Annotated in this window: 22 protein-coding genes; 10 read left to right on the top strand and 12 right to left on the bottom strand. The window is 56.2% G+C overall.

The window, feature by feature from the left end:
* Positions 1 to 21 precede the first annotated feature (21 nt).
* The 5 genes from ACN9MQ_RS22480 to yihU are packed head-to-tail and all read right to left on the bottom strand — an operon-like array spanning position 22 to position 6,530.
* Entirely contained in the window at positions 22 to 1,404 is a 1,383-nt protein-coding gene (locus tag ACN9MQ_RS22480) for an MFS transporter (RefSeq protein WP_426021616.1), read from the bottom strand.
* A 45-nt stretch (positions 1,405 to 1,449) separates the two neighbouring features.
* Complete coding sequence (locus ACN9MQ_RS22475) at positions 1,450 to 3,474, bottom strand: alpha-glucosidase (protein WP_270293110.1); 2,025 nt, start codon at positions 3,472 to 3,474, stop codon at positions 1,450 to 1,452.
* Positions 3,475 to 3,490: 16 nt separating this feature from the next.
* Positions 3,491 to 4,732 (bottom strand): sulfoquinovose isomerase, encoded by a 1,242-nt coding sequence (gene yihS, locus ACN9MQ_RS22470; protein WP_410381611.1) that lies wholly within the window; start codon positions 4,730 to 4,732, stop codon positions 3,491 to 3,493.
* A 14-nt stretch (positions 4,733 to 4,746) separates the two neighbouring features.
* On the bottom strand, positions 4,747 to 5,622 hold the full coding sequence (gene yihT, locus ACN9MQ_RS22465) for a sulfofructosephosphate aldolase (protein WP_025202734.1): 876 nt from the start codon (positions 5,620 to 5,622) through the stop codon (positions 4,747 to 4,749).
* A gap of 17 nt (positions 5,623 to 5,639) precedes the next feature.
* Positions 5,640 to 6,530, bottom strand: a complete 891-nt coding sequence (gene yihU, locus ACN9MQ_RS22460; protein WP_078774737.1) for a sulfolactaldehyde 3-reductase — start codon at positions 6,528 to 6,530, stop codon at positions 5,640 to 5,642.
* 155 nt (positions 6,531 to 6,685) lie between these two features.
* Here yihU and ACN9MQ_RS22455 point away from each other — a divergent pair, with 155 nt between their 5' ends.
* From ACN9MQ_RS22455 to fabY, 6 genes are all read left to right on the top strand, one after another.
* Positions 6,686 to 7,582: a sugar kinase gene (locus ACN9MQ_RS22455; RefSeq protein WP_426021617.1), complete on the top strand. Its 897-nt coding sequence runs from the start codon at positions 6,686 to 6,688 to the stop codon at positions 7,580 to 7,582.
* A gap of 34 nt (positions 7,583 to 7,616) precedes the next feature.
* Entirely contained in the window at positions 7,617 to 8,417 is an 801-nt protein-coding gene (locus ACN9MQ_RS22450) for a DeoR/GlpR family DNA-binding transcription regulator (protein WP_020883978.1), read from the top strand.
* A gap of 122 nt (positions 8,418 to 8,539) precedes the next feature.
* Complete coding sequence (gene yihX, locus ACN9MQ_RS22445) at positions 8,540 to 9,139, top strand: glucose-1-phosphatase (protein ID WP_014172238.1); 600 nt, start codon at positions 8,540 to 8,542, stop codon at positions 9,137 to 9,139.
* Positions 9,133 to 10,014: a virulence factor BrkB family protein gene (locus ACN9MQ_RS22440; RefSeq protein WP_014172237.1), complete on the top strand. Its 882-nt coding sequence runs from the start codon at positions 9,133 to 9,135 to the stop codon at positions 10,012 to 10,014. The genes yihX and ACN9MQ_RS22440 overlap by 7 nt, the downstream gene beginning before the upstream one ends.
* Entirely contained in the window at positions 10,011 to 10,448 is a 438-nt protein-coding gene (gene dtd, locus ACN9MQ_RS22435; protein ID WP_020883977.1) for a D-aminoacyl-tRNA deacylase, read from the top strand. The genes ACN9MQ_RS22440 and dtd overlap by 4 nt, the downstream gene beginning before the upstream one ends.
* A 44-nt stretch (positions 10,449 to 10,492) precedes the next feature.
* Complete coding sequence (gene fabY / locus ACN9MQ_RS22430; protein ID WP_020883976.1) at positions 10,493 to 11,434, top strand: fatty acid biosynthesis protein FabY; 942 nt, start codon at positions 10,493 to 10,495, stop codon at positions 11,432 to 11,434.
* A 28-nt stretch (positions 11,435 to 11,462) separates the two neighbouring features.
* On the opposite strand, the gene ACN9MQ_RS22425 is transcribed toward fabY, so the two are convergent.
* The 5 genes from ACN9MQ_RS22425 to fdnG form a co-directional block, all read right to left on the bottom strand.
* Positions 11,463 to 12,377, bottom strand: a complete 915-nt coding sequence (locus ACN9MQ_RS22425) for an alpha/beta hydrolase (protein WP_342865079.1) — start codon at positions 12,375 to 12,377, stop codon at positions 11,463 to 11,465.
* A gap of 265 nt (positions 12,378 to 12,642) precedes the next feature.
* On the bottom strand, positions 12,643 to 13,572 hold the full coding sequence (gene fdhE, locus ACN9MQ_RS22420; protein WP_014172233.1) for a formate dehydrogenase accessory protein FdhE: 930 nt from the start codon (positions 13,570 to 13,572) through the stop codon (positions 12,643 to 12,645).
* Entirely contained in the window at positions 13,569 to 14,204 is a 636-nt protein-coding gene (gene fdoI, locus ACN9MQ_RS22415) for a formate dehydrogenase cytochrome b556 subunit (RefSeq protein WP_014172232.1), read from the bottom strand. Before fdoI ends, fdhE begins: the two co-directional genes overlap by 4 nt.
* Complete coding sequence (fdxH, locus tag ACN9MQ_RS22410; protein ID WP_014172231.1) at positions 14,201 to 15,103, bottom strand: formate dehydrogenase subunit beta; 903 nt, start codon at positions 15,101 to 15,103, stop codon at positions 14,201 to 14,203. Before fdxH ends, fdoI begins: the two co-directional genes overlap by 4 nt.
* Before the next feature lie 12 nt (positions 15,104 to 15,115).
* Positions 15,116 to 18,166 carry a formate dehydrogenase-N subunit alpha gene (fdnG, locus tag ACN9MQ_RS22405; protein ID WP_088202997.1) on the bottom strand — a complete coding sequence of 1,017 codons (3,051 nt, stop codon included), beginning with the start codon at positions 18,164 to 18,166 and terminating at the stop codon, positions 15,116 to 15,118.
* Between the two features lie 383 nt (positions 18,167 to 18,549).
* Between fdnG and fdhD the strand changes: the two genes are divergently transcribed.
* A complete protein-coding gene (fdhD, locus tag ACN9MQ_RS22400) occupies positions 18,550 to 19,386 on the top strand; it encodes a formate dehydrogenase accessory sulfurtransferase FdhD (protein WP_426021618.1) in 837 nt (278 codons plus the stop codon).
* 114 nt (positions 19,387 to 19,500) lie between these two features.
* Positions 19,501 to 19,713 (top strand): DUF1471 domain-containing protein, encoded by a 213-nt coding sequence (locus ACN9MQ_RS22395; RefSeq protein WP_008501827.1) that lies wholly within the window; start codon positions 19,501 to 19,503, stop codon positions 19,711 to 19,713.
* Between the two features lie 41 nt (positions 19,714 to 19,754).
* Here the strand turns inward: ACN9MQ_RS22395 and ACN9MQ_RS22390 are convergent, their stop codons facing one another.
* Positions 19,755 to 20,078 (bottom strand): AzlD domain-containing protein, encoded by a 324-nt coding sequence (locus tag ACN9MQ_RS22390; protein WP_020883971.1) that lies wholly within the window; start codon positions 20,076 to 20,078, stop codon positions 19,755 to 19,757.
* Positions 20,078 to 20,737: an AzlC family ABC transporter permease gene (locus ACN9MQ_RS22385; RefSeq protein ID WP_014172226.1), complete on the bottom strand. Its 660-nt coding sequence runs from the start codon at positions 20,735 to 20,737 to the stop codon at positions 20,078 to 20,080. The genes ACN9MQ_RS22390 and ACN9MQ_RS22385 overlap by 1 nt, the downstream gene beginning before the upstream one ends.
* Positions 20,738 to 20,841: 104 nt before the next feature.
* Here ACN9MQ_RS22385 and ACN9MQ_RS22380 point away from each other — a divergent pair, with 104 nt between their 5' ends.
* Both ACN9MQ_RS22380 and ACN9MQ_RS22375 read left to right on the top strand, forming a co-directional pair.
* Positions 20,842 to 21,390: a helix-turn-helix domain-containing protein gene (locus ACN9MQ_RS22380; RefSeq protein WP_014172225.1), complete on the top strand. Its 549-nt coding sequence runs from the start codon at positions 20,842 to 20,844 to the stop codon at positions 21,388 to 21,390.
* A gap of 17 nt (positions 21,391 to 21,407) precedes the next feature.
* Entirely contained in the window at positions 21,408 to 22,403 is a 996-nt protein-coding gene (locus ACN9MQ_RS22375) for a substrate-binding domain-containing protein (protein WP_014172224.1), read from the top strand.
* Positions 22,404 to 22,477 lie beyond the last annotated feature (74 nt).

The raw sequence follows: 22,477 nt of genomic DNA, 5'->3' as shown, positions 1-22,477 counted from the left end.
CAGGGCGCTCTCTCAAGTCAGTTATGCTGTACGTTTGCGCAGTTCAATTTCTTCCACGATGCGCACATACATCTTCTCGTTGAGGTTGTAGAAACAGCCCATCGCCACGATGGTGATGACGGCCAGCAGACTGGGGTAGATAAATATCAGCTGCCGCAGCCCTTCAACCGTTCCGGCGGATTGCACCACGTTTGGCACATAGCCGATTTGCGTGAGCATGATGCCGGGGAAGAAGCCGGCCAGCGCCTGTGAGACCTTCCGGAAGAAGGTAAAGCCGGTATAGACCGTCCCTTCGGATCGCACGCCGGTACGCCACTCGCCGTACTCCACGGTATCGGACACCAGCGCCCAGTTGAGACTGTTCACGAAGGCTGAGCCGAAGAAGGCCAGACAGGAGAACGCCACAAAGCTCACCGAACCACCACCAAAGAAGTAGTTGAGCAGGTCGCCTGCCACCCAAATCAGCAGCCCGCTGATATAGACCTTTTTCTTGCCGAAGCGACGTACCGCGCCGGGCATCATAAAGACGCCGATAAAAATGCAGCCCATGCTGAAAAAGCCCATGTAGGACAACAGAATAGGGTCGTTCAGCACGTACTGCGTGTAATAAACCTGAATGGCGAGCTTAACGTTAAAGGCCCCCAGCGTGCACAGGTTGGCGATGCAGAGAATAAACAGCGGTCGGTTACCGGCGATGGCGCGAAACGACTGCAGCAGGCCGGGCTTCTGGGCTGGATTGGCGGGCTGCATTTCAACGTAACGCTCGGTCACGCCCTTATAGCACCACCACATAAAGAACAGCCCGAACAGCGAGAAGAGGGTCGCGGCAAAGATATACCCAAGCGGGTCATTGCCTTCAATCAGGTTCATTACCGGCACAAACCCGACGGTACAGAGCAGCAGGCCAAGCGTGGCGCCGCCCTGACGCCAGGCGGCCAGCGAAGCGCGCTCGTCCGGGTTTTTGGTAATGGCCGGCACCATCGCACCGTAGGAGCAGTTCATCATGCTGAAGAACAGGCCGTAAAGCATGAACAGCACGGTCGCCATCACTGTTTTGCCGGTGATTTCAAACGGCGTGCCGACAAAGTTTGCGATGGCCAGTAACGTCACCGGGAACGCCGCATACAGCACGAACGGGCGGAATTTGCCCTTAGGGCCGATCTTGCGTCGGGAATCGAGCATGATACCCGTGCCCATATCGGTGAAGGCGGTGAAGAACTTGGCAATCAGGAAGATGATCCCGCCGTAGGTACCAGGCAGGCCAAGAACGTCGGTGTAGAACTTCAGCAGATACAACGTGCCGATATCCAGAAGGATGTTAGAGCCGAGATCGCCCATCCCGTAGGCGAGTTTCTCTTTAAACGGCAGGCGTAGCGTTGCCGGATCGGAAGCGTGTTGACGCATTATTGTTCTCCATCTGCCCGCAGGTTTCCCTGCGGGCGAGCCTTATCAGATATGACGTAAGGTGCTAAACAGGTCTGCCCATTCGCTTTGCTGGCGATAAAACACCGGCGGTTTGCCGAGCGGAGCGTCAACGGTGATGTCACCGCCCTCATGCGTTTCACCCGTCCAGGCATTCACCCAGGTGTCCTCAGGCAAATAGAGCGTCCAGTCACGACGGCCTTCTTCATGGACCGGTGCCACCAGCAGATCGCGGCCAAACAGATACTGGTATTTCAGCGTGTAGCTGCGCGCATCGTTTTCGTAATGCAGGAACAGCGGGCGCATCACCGGCAGGCCGCTTTTCGCATTCTGCGCAACGGCGGCTTTGATGTAGGGCTTCAGGGTAGTGAAGACGGTCGTCATACGCGCAAAGTGGGCGATGGTTTCGCCGTCGCCATCAAACTGCCAGTTATCGCCAGGGCGGTTGCCCTCGTGGGTACGCATCATCGGTGTGAAGGCGCTGAAGTCGCACCAGCGCAGCAGCAGCTCTTTGCTGCGTTTCATCTCAAACAGCGTGGTATAACCGCCGATGTCGCTGTGATGCAGCCCGTGCCCGGTCATTGCCAGTGAGAGTGCCGCAGGAACCACTGATGCCAGACCGTCGTCCAGGCTCCAGTCGACGTTCTGATCGCCGGCCCACATCATCACCGAGTGTTTCTGGCTGCCGGTATAACCCGCGCGCATAAAGAACAGGATCTCGCCGAGCTTGCCGGTCTCTTCCAGCGCCTCGTAGTTACATTTCGCCCATAGCGCAGGCCAGGCGTTGTGCATGATTTCCGCGCTCACGCCGTTGTGCAGGAAGGTATCAGTCGGCAAATATTCACCAAAATCAGCCATCCAGCCGCCACAGCCCAGCGCTATCAGGTTCTTTTTGATGACCTCTTTGTACCAGTCGTAGGCTTCCGGATTCGTCAGGTCGATAACGCCCGCGTAGAACTCGCCGAACTCGACGTGATAGTCCTGCCCGTCGGCGTTTTTGGTCAGATAGCCGCGTTTCGCCGCCTCTTCACAGAGGTCTCTGTCGCTGGCCACGTAAGGGTTGATATAGGAGAGGAACTGCACGCCCTCCTGCTTCCACTGCGGGATACGTGTATCCAGCTGCGGATACAGATCGCTGTTCCACTTCCAGTTCCACATCACGCGTTTGCCAAAGGAGGTCATCCGGATGCCGGACCAGTCCTGCGCCCAGATACCGTTCACCTTCACACCGCCGTTGCGCATGGTGTCGAGCTTTTGCTGGCACACGTCGGTGCCGCCCTGAACGCCCAGCGTTACCCCGTCGTAAACCCAGTCCGGCAGTTCGGGCTGACGGCCCAGTAACCCGGTCAGTTTTTCCAGCAGATCGACATACGTTTGCGCACATTCGAAGCGCAGCGTGGCGTTATCCTCCCAGAAGGCCAGCTCGTGGAACGCCGGCGCGCTGAAGTCGAAATTCATATAACAGCTGTTATCCACGTGGCAGTAGTACTTCTGGGTACTCACAAAGGTGGGTTGCGGGAAGAAGGTCCAGTAGTAATCGCCGCCCGCGTTCTCTTTGCAGTCTGCCTGCCAGGTGACGTAGGTCTGCTTATTACGGCCCACGCCCTGCTCGCTGGTCCACAACGGGAACGGCTTGCCGCGCAGGTCGAAGTAGGAGAACTGCTCTCCGCAACCATAGATATGATCCTCGGGCTGGGCTGCCAGCCGCAGCCAGATGCGGTTATGGCAGGTGGCATCATTTTTGAGTTTCAGCTCCAGGCGTCCTTCGGCATCCACACCCACCAGTAGCGTGGCGCTGACGGCGTCACCCCGGGTAAAGCGAATCGCCCAGCCCGCATTTTGCGGCGCGACGGTGGCCTCGGTCAGGGCAATTTTTTCGTTGAGTTTGTCTTTGATGCTGAAGTTGCCGCGAAACATCTCGATATCGGCTTCACCTGCGCCGATCCACAGGCAAGGGGTGTCGGCGGTGTGGGACAGAATCAGACGATCCTGCCAGCTCAGGGTGAAACCATGTTCACTGCTTTTAAGAATAATATTGTGTAGGGTACGCATAAGATCTCCGTTTTTATTATTTGGCCTGGCTATCCAGTAATCCGGCGGCAACGGCCGGGGCTAACCCTGGCGCCAGCGGTAAGCGAGGGATCACCAGGCAATGCAGCAGATGATAAATATCCTGCTTGCCGTCCCAGACTTTGGTGGTCACTTCGTTATGGATATCCAGCTCCTGCCACCATGAACCGTTCTCGTAGTCGATCAGGTATTTGATGCAGTAATCCCACCATTTCTGATACCAGGCTTCGTACTGCGCCTCGCCGGTGACGGTATAGAGCGCATAGGCCGTTCCCATCGCTTCGACAATCGGCCAGCGCACGCGCTCGCGAACGATGGGCTTACCGTCCCAGCCAACGGAATAGACAAAACCGTCGGCACCATCGGGTGCCCAGGCGTCGCGGATTGTGGCGTGGAACAAGCCTTTTGCATCTTCCAGCAGCCATGCGGGGGGTGTTTCAAAACGCGCTTCCAGCGCAGCGCGCAGGTGCAGCATCAGGCGGCCCCACTCGATCCAGTGGCCTGGCGTACCGCCGTAGGCGCGAAAACGGTGAGCGGGGTTATCAATGTTGTAATCGCGGATGGGGTTCCATTGCGTATCGAAATGCTCATTAACCCGGTACTCGCCCTTGCGTGCCACGTCGTGAATGATCACCGAAGCAATGCGCAGTGCGCGGTCGAGCCATTTACGGTCATGCGTCACGTCATACACAATCAGGAAGGCTTCGACAGCGTGCATATTGGCGTTGCCGCCACGGTACTCTTCGGTTTTGCTGAAGGCCTCATCCCAGGATTCCAGGCACATCTGTTCCTGTTCGCTCCAGAAATAACGCTCAATCACCTCGATGGCATCGTCCAGTAACTTGCGAGCCTGTGGATGGCCGGTGGTGACGGCGCTGGCCGCGCCCAGCAAAACAAAGAAGTGCTGATAGCCCTGCTTGGAGGCATCCATAACACCTTCATCGTTAATACAGGCGTACCAGCCGCCATATTGCGGGTCACGCAGCGGACCATTCAGGGCGTTGATGCCATGCTCCACCAGGGCATATGCGCCGGGACGCCCCATGTTTGCCGCCACGGCATAAACGTGCAGCATACGGGCTGTGATCCACAGATGCGTGCCCATATCGCTGCGCACCTGACCGTTATTGCCCAGCCAGCCAAAACCGGTCGGCACGGCGGCGTTTTTACCGAAATCGAGAATGCGGTCAGTCTCTTCTTCAAGCCAGCGGTTATGGCTCAGGGTGTTAAACCATTTCATGTTCGGGTCCTTTCTTAACGGCGAGCCATCATTTCGTCGACGATCTCACCCAAACGCTGCAGTTTCGGCACAGAAATATCACGGAGCATCAGTTCCGTGTCCGGCAGGCCAATCACTGATGACCAGACGGCGCGGCCGGCTAAAAAGCCGGATGCGCCCGCCTGCATGGCAACGCTCACCGCCCTTGGGAACAACTTATCGTCCACGCCGGATGAGAGGATCACCCACGGCATGGCGATGTTCTCGTTCAGTTTTTGCGAGGCAGTCAGCAATTCCTGCTGAGAGCCTTTGCCGAACAGGGGCATCTCCACTTTGTAGAGATCAGCTCCGCTGTCTCCCAGCTCTTTTGCCGCGTCGATAATGGCCTGTTCACGATTAAACGTCGCGCCGCGACGCGGCGGGCGGACTACCGGCTCAATAATGCTAAGCAGTCCATTGTCATGGCACAGCTGATTGAACGCCTTCACCATCTCCAGACGCTGCTGCGGATCTTCGTCGCTACGCCATAGCACCAGTAGCTTCAGCGCTTTGCCGCCATCGCGCCTGACCGCCTGAGCATCAACGTTTTTATCGATGACGACGCTGTCAACGGGGATCCCGTTCCCCGGAATAAATTCGTCTGCTGCCACAATCATCGCGCAGCTTTTGGCAACGGCCTGTTGCTCAACGATCTGCTGGTAGCAAAACTGCTGATCGACAAGAATGGCGGAGGCATACGGCGACAGAATTTTGGCCGCGTTGACCTTAAAGTCGGTGAGATGCCGATCGGTGACCGGCACCGGAGCGCCCGCCGCAGCAAACATCAGGCGCATCGCTTCGCGCTGGTCAACGGCCAGCATTGCAAAACCGCCGGAAGGTCGGGTGATATCTTTCAGGGTGTACATCGTCATTCCTCAGTCCTTTCGTATCAGTGTGTTTTTTTCAGCCCGGCGGATGCGCGAACCTGTTCAAGAATGGCTGTCCAGTCTTCGCGCCCGCGTCCGGCGGCCCGCGCCTGGTTGTAGACTTCACGGGAGGCGGCGCCCAGCGGCATCGGGACGTGGAGCTGGTTTGCCACGTCCAGCGCGATCCCCAGATCTTTATGCGCGAGGTCGATCATAAAGGCCGGTGTAAGATCGCCTTTGAGCACCTTGTTAGGCCATGAGGTGGTGAAGTGGCCTTTGCCTGCTGGCGTACCGCTCATGACGCTGAGCGCCACATCGAAAGAGAGGCCGAGGGCTTCACACAGCACGGCGGCTTCAGCGGACAGCGCGTTCAGGGCAATGCTCATGTAGTTGTTAATAAGCTTCACGCGGATACCCATGCCTGGCCCACCTGCGTTTATCAGTTCATTGCCCATCGCCATCAACACCGGCGTGGCTCGTTCAACCTGCTGCGCGGTGCCGCCAGCCAGAAGGAGTAATGTTCCGGCGACGGCATGGTCCGATGTGCGTCCGACAGGCACATCCATCATGCTGAAACCACGTTCAGCCATGTCGCGGATCAGGGCATCGGTCTGTAGCGGGTGAATGGTGGACATATCAATGACCAGCGCTTCGCGGGATAACCCTTCGCAGACGCCCTGCTCACCAAACAATACTGTGCGAACCAGGTCTCCGTTTGGCAGCATGGTGATGACAAATTCGGCCTCCTTTACTGCCTGTGCAGGCGTGGCTGCAGCCCGGGCTCCACGCGCCACCAGAGCCTGTATCGCCTGCGGGTTTACATCAAAAACGTGAAGCTGGTGGCCCTGTTTAAGCAGATTCGTTGCCATGGGCGCACCCATCTGTCCTAACCCGATAAAGGCAATTGCTGACATGCTTCTCTCCTGTCACATCGTGTCAATTATTGAGCGTTTGTGTTGTCTGTTTTTGATCGTATTTGTAATTTATAGTCAAAAAATTGACAGGGGTCACTTTTTAAACATTTCGTGAAATTAAAATGAGAGCATCAGAAAACGCAGAAGGAATCACCATGACTCGCATCGTTTGTGTCGGCATTACCGTGCTGGATCGCATCTGGTATCTCGATGATTTACCGAAAGAAGGTGGCAAATATGTCGCAAAAGACTATACGGAGGTGGGCGGCGGTCCTGCGGCGACTGCGGCGGTGGCGGCAGCGAAACTGGGGGCTGAGGTGGATTTTATTGGCCGGGTGGGTGATGACGATACCGGCAGAAGACTGCTCGCGGAGCTGGAGTCCCTGGGGGTAAACACGCGCTATACGCGGATGGTGAAAGGAGCCCGTTCATCGCAATCGGCCGTGCTGGTGGATGGTCACGGGGAGCGTGTCATTGCTAACTACCCCAGCCCCGATCTCCCGGCTACGGCGGCATGGCTGAAGGATATCGATTTTTCGCAATGGGATATCGTATTAGCCGACGTGCGCTGGCACGAAGGGGCTAAACAGGCGTTCACCCTTGCCCGCCAGCAGGGCGTCAGCACGCTGCTTGATGCTGACGTCACCCCGCAGGATATTGCTGAGCTGGTTGCCTTAAGCGATCACGCGGCCTTCTCCGCGCCGGGTTTGCGGCGTTTAAGCCAGCTGGACGACACGGAAAACGCGCTGAGAAAAGCACAAACGCTCACAAATGGACATGTCTACGTCACGCAAGGGCGTGAAGGGTGTTACTGGCTGGAGCAGGGCGCGCTGTGTCATCAGCCGGGATTTGCGGTCGACGTGGTGGATACCACAGGTGCAGGGGATGTCTTTCACGGCGCGCTGGCGGTGAGTCTGGCGCAGCAGGGGGCGTCACCAGACGCGGTACGTTTCGCGAGTGCGGTTGCGGCACTGAAATGTACCCGTCCCGGCGGACGGGCGGGTATACCTGACTGTGATCAAACCCGCTCTTTTTTGTCACTTTTTGTATAAAATGCGGGGCGTGATGGTTTTCAGAGGACAGCCCATGAGCCTTACCGAACTGACCGGCAACCCGCGGCACGATCAACTGCTTACGTTGATTGCTGACCGCGGCTATATGAACATTGATGAACTGGCGCAACTGCTGGACGTCTCAACGCAAACCGTGCGCCGGGATATCCGCAAGCTGAGTGAGCAGGGGCTGATCACGCGCCATCATGGCGGCGCGGGCAGGGCATCCAGCGTGGTGAACACCGCGTTTGAGCAACGTGAAGTCTCCTTGACCGAAGAGAAGCGGGCCATTGCCGAAGCGATTGCCGACTACATTCCCGATGGTTCAACCATCTTCATTACTATCGGGACGACGGTGGAGCACGTTGCCCGGGCGCTGCTCAACCATAATCATCTGCGCATCATCACCAACAGCCTGCGGGTGGCGCATATTCTGTATAAGAACCCGCGCTTTGAAGTGATGGTGCCTGGCGGTACGCTGCGTCCGCATAACGGAGGCATTATCGGGCCTGCGGCGACGGCGTTCGTGTCAGGCTTCCGTGCCGATTACCTGGTGACCAGCGTCGGAGCAATTGAACACGACGGTGCGATGATGGAGTTTGATGTTAATGAAGCCAGCGTGGTGAAAACCATGATGGCCCACGCGCGACATATTTTACTGGCGGCCGATCATACGAAATACCACGCCTCTGCTGCCGTTGAAATTGGTAACGTGTCGCAGGCAACCGCGCTCTTCACCGATGAGCTACCGGGATCTGCGCTGCAAAATCATCTCAAATCCAGCAAGGTAGAAGTCGTTGAGGTGAATTCAGGCGACGAACAGCAGGCAGGCTAACCCTTCTTAATGGCCCGATATTCAGGCTCGGGCCTTTCCTTTCTGTAAGCTGAATCTGGCGCATAGCCAAACCTTATCTTTCCCGCTACAGTTACTTTTCCACGGCGAGCAGGAGATAAAAAATGCTTTATATCTTTGACTTAGGAAATGTAATCGTCGATATCGATTTTAATCGGGTGCTGGGCGCATGGAGCGACTTTAGCCGTGTCCCGCTGGCGACGTTAAAGCAGAGTTTCGCCATGGGCGAGACTTTCCATCAGCACGAGCGCGGCGAAATTAGCGATGAAGAATTTGCTGAACGTCTGTGTCATGAAATGGATGTGCCGTTAAGTTACGAGCAGTTTTCCCATGGCTGGCAGGCAGTGTTCGTCGCGATCCGCCCGGACGTGATCGCCATTATGCATAAACTCCGCGAGCAGGGGCATCGGGTTGTGGTGCTGTCGAATACTAACCGTCTGCATACCACGTTCTGGCCTGACGAGTATCCTGAGGTGCAGGCGGCGGCCGATAAAATCTACCTCTCCCAGGAGATGGGTATGCGTAAACCCGAAGCGCGTATCTATCAGGCGGTTCTGCAGGCGGAAGGATTCACCGCGGCCGATGCGGTCTTTTTCGACGACAATGCCGATAATATAGAGGGAGCTAACCAGTTGGGTATCACGTCAATTCTGGTGACCGGAAAGGAGACGATACCAAACTATTTTGCGAAGCAGTTATGCTAAAAACCGTTCATCAAAAAGCCACGCATCATACTCGTCCGCTCAGGGCGTGGCTGAAACTGCTCTGGCATCGCATTGATGAGGACAACATGACCACGCTGGCGGGTAACCTCGCCTACGTGTCATTGCTCTCGCTTGTGCCGCTGGTGGCCGTCATTTTTGCGCTATTTTCCGCTTTTCCGATGTTTGCAGATGTCAGCCTGCAGCTTCGCCACTTTGTCTTTGCGAATTTTATTCCCGCCACCGGGGATGTCATACAGAACTACATTGAACAGTTTGTCGCTAACTCCAGCAAAATGACGGCGGTCGGGGCGTGTGGCCTGATCGTCACGGCGCTGTTATTGATGTATGCCATAGATAACGCGCTGAATGCCATCTGGCGGAGTAAAAAGGCGCGGCCCAAGGTTTATTCCTTTGCGGTGTACTGGATGATCTTAACGCTGGGGCCCTTGCTGGCCGGTGCGAGTCTGGCTATCAGTTCGTATCTGCTTTCGCTGCGCTGGGCCAGCGATCTCAACGGCGTTATCGATAACCTGTTGCGTATCTTCCCGCTGATTTTATCGTGGCTCTCTTTCTGGCTGCTTTACAGCGTGGTACCGACCACGCGCGTGCCTAACCGCGATGCGGTCGTGGGCGCGCTGGTCGCGGCATTGCTCTTTGAACTGGGCAAAAAAGGGTTTGCCCTTTACATCACCATGTTCCCGTCTTATCAGCTGATTTACGGCGTGCTGGCGGTGATCCCCATTTTATTTGTCTGGGTCTACTGGACCTGGTGTATCGTCTTGCTTGGTGCCGAAATAACTGTCACTCTCGGCGTATACCGCGAACTTAAAAAAGCAGCAGAAGCTGAAAAACAACAAGAAGCAGACCAACCATGATTGCATTGATACAGCGCGTAACCCGTGCCAGCGTCACCGTGGAGGGAGAGGTGACGGGTGAAATTGGCCCAGGACTTTTAGTGTTGTTAGGTGTCGAAAAGGATGATGACGAACAGAAAGCCAACCGCTTGTGCGAGCGCGTGCTGGGCTACCGCATTTTCAGCGATGCGGAAGGTAAGATGAACCTGAACGTTCAGCAGGCGGGTGGCAGCGTGCTGGTGGTCTCCCAGTTTACGCTGGCGGCCGATACCGAGCGCGGCATGCGCCCGGGTTTCTCTAAAGGTGCCGCACCGGATCGTGCAGAAGCCCTTTACGAGTACTTTGTGGCGCGTTGTCGTCAACAGGACATGAATACGCAAACCGGACGATTCGCTGCAGATATGCAGGTATCGCTGGTGAACGATGGCCCCGTCACATTCTGGCTTCAGGTATGAGCCAACTGGCGGCGTGGCCGCGGGTAACAAGAGAGAGTACAGCTATGTATCACCTTCGAGTACCGCAAACGGAAGAAGAGTTAGAAGCCTATTACCAGTTCCGCTGGGAAATGTTACGCAAGCCATTACATCAGCCAAAAGGGTCTGAGCGCGACGCCTGGGATGCGATGGCTCATCACCAGATGGTGATGGACGAAGAGGGTAACCTCGTCGCCGTCGGGCGTTTGTACATCAATGCCGATAACGAAGCTTCAATCCGCTTTATGGCGGTTCATCCTTCCGTGCAGGATAAAGGCCTCGGCACCTTGATGGCGATGACCCTTGAGTCCGTCGCCCGTCAGGAAGGGGTTAAGCGCGTCACCTGTAGCGCCCGCGAAGACGCCGTCGAATTCTTCGCCAAACTCGGTTTTGTTAACCAGGGGGAAATCACCGCCCCGCAAACCACGCCGATTCGTCACTTTTTGATGATCAAACCCATTGCTACGCTGGATGATATTCTCCATCGCGCCGACTGGTGTGGGCAGCTCCAGCAGGCCTGGTATCAGCACATTCCCCTGAGTGAAAAAATGGGCGTGCGTATTCAGCAGTACACCGGGCAAAAATTCATTACCACCATGCCGGAAATCGGCAATCAGAACCCCCATCACACCCTGTTTGCCGGCAGCCTGTTTTCACTCGCCACGCTGACCGGCTGGGGGCTTATCTGGCTGATGCTCCGCGAACGCCATCTTGGCGGCACCATTATTCTGGCCGATGCCCATATTCGTTACAGCGCGCCGATCAGTGGTAAGCCGAGCGCCGTTGCCGATCTTGGCGCACTTGGGGGCGATCTCGACCGCCTGGCGCGCGGGCGTAAAGCGCGCGTACAGATGCGCGTTGAGCTGTTCGGCGATGAAACGCCGGGTGCTGTCTTTGAAGGTACCTACATCGTTCTTCCTGCGAAGCCGTTTGGCGCGTTTGAAGAGGGTGGAAACGAAGAAGAGTAGGTTCCGTCGTCCCGGCATGATTGCCGGGCTAATTCCCCGCGCCGATCCGTCTGGCAATATCCCTCAGAAGATCGCGCGCAGACGGGCTGACCCCGCCAAGCTGGAAAAATCCATGGATAACCCCCAGCCACCGCTGAGCCGTACACGTGACGCCTTGCTCAGTCAGGCGCTGATATAGCGCCTCACCTTCGTCGCAAAGCGGATCAAACTCGGCAGTAATGATGTGCACGGGAGGCAGGCCGCTAAAATCCTTTCGCCAGAGCGGGCTCGCTTCAGGATGCTGGCGTTCCGTGTTGGCCAGATAGAGCTCATATCCGCTCAGCAGCGTATCGCGGGTGATGACGTAATCCGCGCCGTTACGGGTATAACTTTCAAAATAGGCCGTGGCATCCAGCATCGGGTAGATAAGAATGAGCTGCGCAGGCTGCCAGAGTCCGGAAGACGTGAGCCGCAGGGCCGTCACCAGTGCCAGATGGCCTCCTGCGCTGTCCCCGCACAGGGTGATACGGTTTTTATCCACGCCAAACATATCCGCGTATTGCCAGACCAGATGTGCGCCTCTTTCTGCATCATCATGGGCGGCAGGGTAGGTATGTTCAGGAGCAAGTCTGTACTGGATCGCAATGACGCGGCAGTTGCCATAAAACGCTAACTGGCGCAGTTGATTATCGTGAGTATCGAAGCCGCCGCTGATAAAGCATCCCCCGTGGTAGTAGATAACGGTCGGCAGCTTTTCAGCAGCATCTGGCGGAGAGAAGACGCGATATGTGATGCCTTCGAGGTTCAGCATTTCTACGTCAACGCGCGTTTCTGTCTCACCGGCAAGCGCCGTGCTGGCAATATAGCCTGCTCTCCGGTCATCAATACTTTGGCTACGCGCAGAAGGGCGTCCTGCTGCGATGAACGCCTTAACCAGCGTATCAATCCCTTTTTCGAGTGCCATGTGGGTCCCTTTAATCTGTATGAATATACAGTGTTATAACTCAGTTTGTTGTCGAGTGAAACAGGGAAAATGAGGCTGAAAACGATTCTGGAAAGCGGCTCGCAAAAGTAAACATGAATGTTAAATTTGGCTTTAGTCCTGAATAACGCACGTGTAGTTTGCCTGCACAGTGATGCTGGAAGATATGCGAGAGGAAGGCGAGGATGTTTCAGTCAACCAGATACAGGCCGGGCAAACCAACGTTGCCCGGCACTGTGAGTGGGGATTACTCCCCTTCACCCGGGAACAGGAACGGGTTAATAGAGCTGCGGGCAAAGCCCTCTTGCTCCATTTTGGCGTCCAGAATCAGCGAGGCGAGATCGTCGGCGACGGCTTCGACTTTCGGGTCTTTTTCCTGATAAAGGATCTTCAGGTAGGTACCGCAGTCGCCGCAGCTTTCAGCTTTGACCGCCGCGTCTTCATTTTCCAGCGACCAGTAGTTGAGATCGCGCGTCTGCTCGCAGTTGCTGCATTTAATGCGCACCACGTGCCACTCGGTTTCACACAGGTTGCAGTGCAGATAACGCAGCCCCTGAGTGGTACCGATCTGCACCATGCTGGACACCGGCATTGAGCCGCATACCGGGCAGAATTGACGCGCTTCACCGTATTCGGCGCGGGCTTTACCCGGGATCAGGCTGGCCATTTGCGCCCAGTAAAGCGACAACGCCGCCCAGATGAACGGCGCTTTGTCGCTGCTGACCAGGGAGAAATCGGACGCAAACAGCGCGCTCGCCATCTCTTCCAGCTCCTGATCGGAGGCTTTTTCCAGATTCTCAATGACCGCCAGCGCGGTACCGCTCATCTCGGGTTTCAGCTCGGCAATCAGGGAGTGCAGCAGCGTATGCCAGTGCTTATCGCGCGGCAGAACGTGGATATCCAGCGGAGGCTTACCCTGCTCGCTGGCCTCTTTGATGCGCGCGGTCAGGTCAATTTGCAGCGGGTGGTCGTAGAGCACCACTTCCTGCGCATGGGCAACCAGCGCGGCAAAACGCAGAAAATCGCCCAGTGGGTTGTTCTCTGCCAGCTCGCGCAGACGCTCTGCGCGGCGGTTATAGAGGTTCTTGAGTCTGGGGAATAACAACGGCGGAATATAATCCGCCGTGCGTTTCTCGCTCGAACCCAGCTCATCTTGCGGGATTATGCGAATACTCATTCAGATGACTTTTCCTGTTTCTGGCGGACCTCTCGGTACCAGCGCGGGTGATGTTTCTTCGCCCACGTACTGGTTACCCAGCCTTCCACCATCGCGGTAATGGTGCCTTTCACCCAGAGGGCGGCGTAAATATGCACCATGATAACCACAATTAACGCCACTGCGGCAAATGAATGCAGCATCAGCGCGAATCGGATCACCGGGATTGAGAAAGCAGGCGCAAAATACGGACGCCAGATGATCACGCCGCTCACCAGCAACAGGACCAGGAAGATAATCGCCGCCCAGAATACGCACTTCTGGCCGAAGTTATAACGCCCGGTATCACCCACTTCCTCGTTGACGACGATCTTACGAATATTCTTCGCCCAAAAGATATCATCCCGATTGATTAGGTTATGGTGCCAGTATCGGAAAAACATGATGATGAACGACGCGAACATGATGACGCCAACAAACGGGTGCAGTATACGCGCCAGCTGTGGTGTCCCCATGATCTGCATCAGCCAGTTGAAGGAGGGGAAGAAGAACCCCAGCCCGCTTATCGCCGCCAGCATGAAGCAGAAGGCGGTGACCCAGTGGTTGATGCGTTCCGGCGCGGTATAGCGCACGATGGTGTCACGTTTTTTCATTTGCGCACCTCGTCTTTCTCTTCATGCAGGTTGTCGTCTTCCTCTTCCGCGCGGTTCGGACCGACACCGACATAGTGGAAGATGCTCGCTGCGAAGGTGGCAGCAAAACCCACTGCTGCCAGCGGTTTCCAGATGCCTTTCCAGAACTTCACGGTCGCGCTGATTTCCGGGTTCTCCGGCAGGCCGTGATACAGATTCGGCTTGTCTGCGTGGTGCAGCACATACATCACGTGCGTGCCGCCCACGCCGGCCGGATCGTACAGGCCTGCGTTGTCGTAGCCACGGGTTTTCAGTTCGCCCACGCGTTCAGCCGCCAGCGTTTTCATATCCTCTTTGGAACCAAAGTGGATAGCGCCCGTCGGACAGGTTTTCACGCACGCAGGCTCCTGGCCGACGTTTACGCGGTCTACGCACAGCGTGCATTTGTAGACGCGGTTGTCTTCCGGGTTCATGCGAGGGACATCGAACGGGCAGCCCGCTATGCAGTAGCCGCAGCCAATGCACTGCTCGGACTGGAAGTCGACGATACCGTTAGCATACTGAATGATAGCCCCTTCTGACGGACATGCCTTCAGGCAGCCCGGATCCGCACAGTGCATACAGCCGTCTTTGCGGATAAGCCATTCCAGTTTGTCGTTCTGTTCCACTTCCGAGAAACGCATCACCGTCCAGGACTTGGCGGTCAGGTCAGCCGGGTTGTCGTACACCCCGACGTTGTGACCCACTTCATCACGGAGGTCGTTCCACTCAGAACAGGCCACCTGACAGGCTTTACAGCCGATACAGGTGGTCACGTCGATAAGCTTCGCCACTTCCTGCTGGTGGTCCCGCGCCTGAGGCGCGGGCGTGAAACCGTTAGTCGCGGAACGACGGATAATGTCTTGAGATTGATAAGCCATAAGTCGTCTCCGTTACACCTTTTCCACGTTCACGAGGAAGGCCTTAAACTCCGGCGTCTGCGTGTTCGCATCACCGACGAACGGCGTCAGGGTGTTCGCAATGAACCCTTTCTTCGCCACGCCCTCATAACCCCAGTGAATCGGAATACCGATGGTATCCACCTGCTGACCGTGAACATTCAGCGTGCGAATACGCTTGGTCACCACCGCCTTGGCCTTGATGTAGCCGCGGTTAGAAGAGACCTTCACGGTATCGCCATGGGCAATGCCGAGCTTGTTCGCCAGCTTCTCGCCGATCTCCACAAACTGTTCCGGCTGCGCGATAGCGTTAAGCAGCGCGTGCTTGGTCCAGTAGTGGAAGTGTTCGGTCAGACGGTAAGTGGTGCCCACATACGGGAACTTGTCTTTTTTACCCAGCGCGTCGAAATCGCCCTTAAAGATGCGGGCTGCCGGGTTAGAGACCACGTTCGGGTGCAGCGGGTTGGTGCCCAGCGGCGTCTCAAACGGCTCGTAGTGTTCCGGGAATGGCCCTTCCGCCATCTTATCGATAGCAAACAGGCGTCCCATCCCTTCAGGCTGCATGATAAACGGCCCGACATCGCTGCCTGGAGGGGCAGTACTGTAGTCCGGAATATCCACACCGCCCCATTTCGCGCCGTCCCATTTCAGCAACTGACGCTTCGGATCCCACGGATTACCCTGCGGGTCAGCGGAAGCACGGTTGTAGAGAATGCGGCGGTTCAGCGGCCATGCCCAGGCCCAGCCCAGCGTATTGCCGAGACCTGACGGGTCAGCGTTATCGCGGTTGGCCATCTGGTTACCTTTCGGCGTCCAGCTACCGGCAAAGATCCAGCAGCCACTGGCAGTCGTGCCGTCATCACGCAGGTGCGCGAAGGTACTGAGCTGATCGCCTTTCTTCGCCAGCACCGTTCCGGTGGCCGGGTCGATAACATCTGCCAGCGCTTTACCGTTGCTCTCCATCGCCACTTCTTCCGGCGCTGGATTTTCCGGCGTCGAGTAGTTCCAGGTCATGTTCAGCACCGGTTCCGGGTTCGCACCGCCTTCTGCCGCATACATCTTACGCAGGCGTAAGAAAATACCGGCCAGGATCTCGCCGTCGTTCATGGCGATACCCGGGGCGTCCGCACCTTTCCAGTGCCACTGCAGCCAGCGGCCAGAGTTCACGATGGAACCGTTCTCTTCCGCGAAGCAGGTAGAAGGCAGACGGAACACTTCAGTCTGAATCTTCGATGGGTCAACGTCATTCGACTCACCGTGGTTCTGCCAGAAGGTCGACGTCTCGGTGTTGAGTGGGTCAATCGTCACCAGGAATTTCAGTTTCGACAGCGATTCAACCACCTTGTTCTTGTTCGGGAATGAGGCGACCGGGTTAAAGCCCTGGCACAGATAGCCATTCACCTTGCCCTGATGCATCATCTCGAAGTACTGCAGAACGTCGTAACCTTTGTCCCACTTCGGCAGCCAGTCAAAGCCCCAGCTGTTTTCCGCTGTCGCTTTGTCACCGAAGAAGGCTTTCATCATCGAGACGAAGAACTTCGGATAGTTGCCCCAGTAGTTCACCTGACCTTCGAGCAGCGGTTTAGGCGTACTGGCTGTGAGGTAGGTTTGCAGGTCGGTCTGTTTTTCGCTTGGCAGGTTCATGTAACCTGGCAGGCTTTGAGACAGCAGACCAAGGTCGGTCAGACCCTGAATGTTGGAGTGACCACGCAGGGCGTTCACGCCGCCGCCTGCCATCCCCATGTTGCCGAGCAGCAGCTGAACCATCGCCATGGTACGGATGTTCTGCGCGCCGACAGAGTGTTGGGTCCAGCCGAGCGCGTAGAGGAACGACGCCGTTTTGTCTTTCGCGCTGGTTTCGGCGATAAGCTCGCACACCTTCAGGAAGTCTTCCTTCGGCGTACCACAGATGTTTTCGACAACGTCCGGCGTGTAGCGGGAAACGTGCTCTTTCAGCAGGTTCCACACGCAGCGCGGATGCTGCAGCGTCGTATCACGCTTCGCAAAGCCTTTCTCGTCCAGCTCATAGTTCCAGCTGGTCTTGTCGTATTTGCGTTTTTCGGCGTCATAACCGCTGAACAGTCCATCTTCGAAGTGGTAATCCTCACGCACGATCAGGCTGGCGTTGGTATAGGCTTCGGTGTATTCGCGGTTATATTTTTCGTTGGTCATCAGGTACAGCAATACGCCTGACAGGAAAGTGATGTCAGTACCTGAACGAATAGGGGTGTAGAAATCCGCCACTGACGCAGTACGCGTAAAGCGGGGATCGATCACAATCAGTTTCGCACCGTTGTGGATTTTGGCTTCCATCGCCCAGCGGAACCCGACAGGGTGCGCTTCAGCGGCGTTACCGCCCATCACCACAATAAGGTTGGCGTTCTTGATGTCGACCCAGTGGTTGGTCATCGCACCGCGACCAAATGTTGGAGCAAGACTTGCTACCGTTGGTCCGTGTCAGACACGCGCCTGGTTGTCGACCGCGAGCATACCGAGTGCACGCGTAAATTTCTGGGTTAAATAGCCGGTTTCGTTACTGGAAGCAGACGCACACAGCATCCCGGTGGAAAGCCAGCGGTTGACGGTGACGCCTTCAGCGTTCTTCGCAATAAAGTTGGCATCGCGGTCTTCTTTAATCAGTTTAGCGATGCGGTCAAATGCGTCTTCCCAGCTGATTTGCTGCCATTTATCGGAACCTGGCGCACGATATTCAGGGAATTTCAGGCGGCTTTCGGAGTGGATAAAGTCAACCAGGCCGGCACCTTTCGGGCACAGCGCACCGCGGTTGACCGGATGGTCCGGGTCACCTTCGATATGGAAGATAGACGCTTTGGCGTTTTTAGCACCGTCGCCGAGGCTATACATCAACAGCCCGCAACCGACAGAGCAGTACGTACAGGTATTACGGGTTTCACGGGTGCGCAGCAGTTTATATTGCCGCGTCTCCGCCAGCGCTACACCGGGTGCAAAACCCAGTGCCGCCGCCGTGGTGCCTGCCATACCGCCAGCGCAGATCTTAAAGAACTGCCTTCTGCTGACCTGCATGGGTCACTCCTTGTTTCGACATTGCTTACATATGTAGTTTTGACTTCGCGGTTGAACGGTGACCGCAAAGGAGAAAAATTTGCGTTAATCCCTCAGTTCTACGAGGGATATCATCAGAATACCACAATGTCGGTACGCCTGTTCCAATGGCGTTAATACAAAGTGAACGTATTATCACTGTGTTGATTATAAAGTGTGACACTGGTCACATTATTGCCCCGGCATGTTAAAGGGCTGTATCACCGCCTCGGTTGCGCCTCTCCCAAATGAGTAGGTAAACTTGATGAGGATGGGTGCTGAAAAGTTGATCCATACTATGCGTATGGCCTGCGGTTTGTGATGCAATAGCAGGCTCACCTCCGTGGTTGTTCAGGAATACCGCTGTGTCTAAACAAAACCGTGTTACCCACCCGTCGCCACTGCCTGCCGGTATCGTGGAACTCTCGGTACACAGACCGCCCCACATTACCCACACCACGCCTGATTTTCTGGCGGAGGAAGTGCCCGTTGCTCTGGTTTACAACGGTATTTCCCATGTGGTGATGATGGCCTCGCCGAAAGATCTGGCGCTGTTCGCGATTGGCTTTTCCCTCTCGGAAGGCATCATTGAGCACCCGCAAGAGATTTACGGCATGGATGTGGTGAAGGTCTGCAACGGCCTTGAAGTGCAAATCGAACTCTCAAGCCGCCGGTTTATGGGGCTCAAAGAGCGGCGACGCGCGCTGGCCGGGCGTACCGGATGCGGGGTTTGCGGGGTAGAGCAGCTCAATGATATCGGTAAGCCTGTCGCACCTCTGCCGTTTACCCAGACCTTCAATCTGGCCCATCTCGACCATGCCCTTGAACATCTGAATGACGTGCAACCTGCCGGCCAGCTGAGCGGATGCACGCATGCGGCGGCATGGGTTCTGCCATCGGGCGATATTGCCGGGGGGCATGAGGATGTCGGCCGCCATGTGGCGCTGGATAAACTGATGGGCCGCCGGGCGCGTGAAAGCGAACTCTGGCAGCAGGGGGCGGCACTGGTCTCCAGCCGCGCCAGCTACGAGATGGTGCAAAAATCGGCGATGTGCGGCGTTGAAATCCTTTTTGCCGTATCGGCCGCGACCACGCTGGCGGTGGAAGTGGCGGAGCGCTGTAATCTGACGCTGGTGGGGTTCTGTAAGCCGGGAAGGGCGACAATTTATACCCATCCGCAGCGATTAATAGTTAATCAGTAAATTTGAAAAAGAATAGCAAATCCTTCCGCTTTTAGTTGTTCATGATGAGGTCTACTATTTATCTCATCAAGGCACGGTGCCTTAAACAAACAACTAATTGAAAGGGTTTATATCATGAAAAGCATCAAAACTTTTGTCGCAGTAATCGCTCTGGCTACGTCTTTCGGTTCTTTCGCTGCACAGACTGTGACCGCAACCGCCTCTACCATTGATGGCGCAGAAGCGAAAATTGCTGCACAGGCTCAGGAAGCGGGCGCGTCATCTTACAAAATTACGCAGGCGTTTACCGGTAACCGCGTACACATGACCGCTGAACTGAACAAATAAGCTGCCACACCGTCGAAAGAGCGCCCCCGGGGCGCTTTTTTTTATTGGATACCCGCCAGACGCAGCAATGCAGTCACGACCGCTGCCGCCACGATCACCACAATTAACGGCATTTTTCGCCATGCCAGAAACACTGCAAACGCCACGCCCAGTACGCGCGCCATACCGGCAAAATGCTCACCTTCATAGAAGGTGGTCGCCAGCGCGACGGAAAACAGCAAAACCGTTGCCGCATCTGAAAGCAGAGCCTGAGAGCGGTCTGACAGCGCCAGTCGGTTGCCGAGTTTTGCCCCGCCGAGACGCATTAAATAGGTTCCCACAGAAAGAAGGGCGATACCGAGAATAAAGACCGTCATATTCCCCATTATTTTTTCCTCGCAGCAAGACCCAGTAAAGAGAGCAGAACCGGTAAACCCACCGGAGCAAACGGCACGGCGGCCAGTGACAATGCAGCACCGCTGCAGGCGCGGATCAGGGTGGTGCGATTTTTAAAAGCCGGCACCACTAACGCCAGTAAAATCGCCGGGAATACCGCATCCAGCCCGATGGTTTCAAGGTCCGGCAACAGTTTGCCAACCATGGTGCCCAGCAATGTACCCAGCGGCCAGACGATCGCCACGCCTAATCCGCATAACCAGTATGCCGCCTTACGCTGTTCGGGCGTTTTTTGCGACAACCCGAACACCACGCTTTCGTCGTTCATGATGTGGCAACCCAGAAAACTCAGGCCACGTTTACCCACCAGTTCACGCACCGTCACCCCAAACGGTACATGGCGTGCATTAACCAGTAATCCGGCAGCCGCCGCTGCCAGAGGGTTACCGCCGCTTGCCACAATGCCGATGAACATAAATTCAGAGGCACCTGCCAGCACGGTAATAGAGAGTAAAAACGGGACCCAGACCGGGAAACCGTAGGCCATTGCCAGCGAGCCATAGGACATCCCGACGACGCCTACCGCGAGACACACCAGGATGATTGCTTTTATCGTGTCGCCTTTCAGGGTTGAGAGATGATGCTTCATACAATTTTAGCCATATCGAACGTATTTCCATTATAATGAACGCATCAGAACCGTTTTTCAAGGCGAACGATTCGTTCGATTTATAGAACAAAGGGGCCGTTTTTATGACGCAGCCAATCAGCGTGATCGCTAAAAGTCTGGTGCGAGAACGCCTGCGAACCGGACTTTCACTGGCGGAAATCGCGCGCCGTGCCGGGATCGCTAAATCCACGCTGTCGCAGCTGGAGTCCGGCAACGGGAATCCCAGCCTGGAGACGCTCTGGTCACTCTGTGTGGCGCTGGACATTCCTTTTGCCCGTTTGCTTGAACCGCAGCAGCCGACCACTCAGGTGATCCGCCGTGGAGAAGGAACGAAGGTGGTTGCCGGACAGGCTAACTATGAAGCCATTTTGCTGGCGGCGTGCCCGCCGGGCGCGCGTCGTGACATCTACCTGTTACTCACCCAGCCGGGTGCCGACCGCATTTCTCAGCCACATCCGGCAGGCTCAGTGGAGCATATTATTGTGACGCAGGGTAGAGCGCTGGTTGGTCTGATCGACGCGGCGGAAGAGCTTGGCCCGGGGGATTACATTTGCTATCCCGCTGACCAGCCGCATATCTTTAAGGCCCTCGAGCCGGATACGCACGCGCTTCTGGTGGCTGAACAAAATTAACGCAGATACGGAAAATCATGTCGCTTAAAGCCATTGCCAAAGAACTGGGGCTGTCTGTTACCACCGTCAGCCGCGCCCTTAACGGGTATGACGATGTCTCCCGCGAGACGCGCGCCCGCGTCGAAGCGGAGGCTCAGCGCCGTGGCTACCGGCCAAACACCTTCGCGCGTCGCCTGAAGATGGGCAAAATCGACGCCGTGGGTCTGGTTTTTCCGGTGCATCCTGTTCCGCTCAATAACAGCGTCTTTATGGACATGGTCGGCGAAATTAGCCACGAACTGGCGCGACATGAAATCGATCTCCTGCTGATTGCCGATGACGATCTGGCGGATAAGCACAGCTATATGCGTATGGTGCAAAGTCGTCGCGTGGATGCGCTGATTGTGGCGCACACGCTGGATCATGACCCGCGGCTGGAACAGCTTCAGGCCGCCGGTTTTCCCTTTCTCGCGCTCGGGCGCAGCCAGCTACCGCAGCCCTATGCGTGGTTTGATTTTGACAACTATGCCGGCACGTATAATGCCACCCGCTGGCTGATTGAAAAGGGACATCGCCGCATCGCCTTGCTGGGTGAAAGCAACAATCAGGCCTTCATCACCCAGCGCCGCCAGGGTTATCTGGATGCGCTACGCGAAGCCGGGTTATCCAGCGAATGGCTGCGCGCCATGCCGCCTTCGCGCCGCGTGGGTTACGCCACGACGAATGAACTTCTCTCCTTGCCGCAGCCCCCCACGGCCATCATTACCGACTGCAACACTCACGGCGACGGTGCGGCCATGGCGCTGGCGCAGCGGGGTCTTCTCTGCGGTGAAAACGCCGTTTCGCTGGTGGTTTACGACGGCTTACCGCAGGACAGCATTGTCGATGTTGATGTGGCGGCGGTTATTCAGTCCACCCGCCAGGGCGTCGGGAAACAGATCGCTGACATGGTGCGTCAGTTGATTAACGGCGACGATATCGCTCAGCTACAGGTGCTCTGGCAGCCAGAGTTCTTCCCGGGTCAGACGGCCTAAACACAGCAAAATTCCAAAGCCGATCACAGATCCGAAACGTTTTGGTTTGTATCCGAAACGTTTCGGATTAACAC

The organism is Enterobacter sp. R-25 (assembly GCF_049913205.1).
GTDB lineage: Bacteria > Pseudomonadota > Gammaproteobacteria > Enterobacterales > Enterobacteriaceae > Enterobacter > Enterobacter ludwigii.
The sequence above is the reverse complement of the archived record's forward strand: the minus strand, read 5'-3'. Positions and strand labels throughout refer to the sequence as shown.

Bases quoted from the DNA above. Each gene is read 5' to 3' on its own strand.
- fdoI (WP_014172232.1), bottom strand. From the start codon at position 14,204: ATGAAAAAACGTGACACCATCGTGCGCTATACCGCGCCGGAACGCATC.
- fdhE (WP_014172233.1), bottom strand. From the start codon at position 13,572: ATGAGTATTCGCATAATCCCGCAAGATGAGCTGGGTTCGAGCGAGAAA.
- yihT (WP_025202734.1), bottom strand. From the start codon at position 5,622: ATGACGATGTACACCCTGAAAGATATCACCCGACCTTCCGGCGGTTTT.
- ACN9MQ_RS22395 (WP_008501827.1), top strand. From the start codon at position 19,501: ATGAAAAGCATCAAAACTTTTGTCGCAGTAATCGCTCTGGCTACGTCT.
- ACN9MQ_RS22385 (WP_014172226.1), bottom strand. From the start codon at position 20,737: ATGAAGCATCATCTCTCAACCCTGAAAGGCGACACGATAAAAGCAATC.
- yihS (WP_410381611.1), bottom strand. From the start codon at position 4,732: ATGAAATGGTTTAACACCCTGAGCCATAACCGCTGGCTTGAAGAAGAG.
- ACN9MQ_RS22425 (WP_342865079.1), bottom strand. From the start codon at position 12,377: ATGGCACTCGAAAAAGGGATTGATACGCTGGTTAAGGCGTTCATCGCA.
- ACN9MQ_RS22480 (WP_426021616.1), bottom strand. From the start codon at position 1,404: ATGCGTCAACACGCTTCCGATCCGGCAACGCTACGCCTGCCGTTTAAA.
- dtd (WP_020883977.1), top strand. From the start codon at position 10,011: ATGATTGCATTGATACAGCGCGTAACCCGTGCCAGCGTCACCGTGGAG.
- ACN9MQ_RS22380 (WP_014172225.1), top strand. From the start codon at position 20,842: ATGACGCAGCCAATCAGCGTGATCGCTAAAAGTCTGGTGCGAGAACGC.
- ACN9MQ_RS22390 (WP_020883971.1), bottom strand. From the start codon at position 20,078: ATGGGGAATATGACGGTCTTTATTCTCGGTATCGCCCTTCTTTCTGTG.
- yihX (WP_014172238.1), top strand. From the start codon at position 8,540: ATGCTTTATATCTTTGACTTAGGAAATGTAATCGTCGATATCGATTTT.
- ACN9MQ_RS22440 (WP_014172237.1), top strand. From the start codon at position 9,133: ATGCTAAAAACCGTTCATCAAAAAGCCACGCATCATACTCGTCCGCTC.
- ACN9MQ_RS22475 (WP_270293110.1), bottom strand. From the start codon at position 3,474: ATGCGTACCCTACACAATATTATTCTTAAAAGCAGTGAACATGGTTTC.
- yihU (WP_078774737.1), bottom strand. From the start codon at position 6,530: ATGTCAGCAATTGCCTTTATCGGGTTAGGACAGATGGGTGCGCCCATG.
- ACN9MQ_RS22455 (WP_426021617.1), top strand. From the start codon at position 6,686: ATGACTCGCATCGTTTGTGTCGGCATTACCGTGCTGGATCGCATCTGG.
- fdxH (WP_014172231.1), bottom strand. From the start codon at position 15,103: ATGGCTTATCAATCTCAAGACATTATCCGTCGTTCCGCGACTAACGGT.
- ACN9MQ_RS22450 (WP_020883978.1), top strand. From the start codon at position 7,617: ATGAGCCTTACCGAACTGACCGGCAACCCGCGGCACGATCAACTGCTT.
- ACN9MQ_RS22375 (WP_014172224.1), top strand. From the start codon at position 21,408: ATGTCGCTTAAAGCCATTGCCAAAGAACTGGGGCTGTCTGTTACCACC.
- fabY (WP_020883976.1), top strand. From the start codon at position 10,493: ATGTATCACCTTCGAGTACCGCAAACGGAAGAAGAGTTAGAAGCCTAT.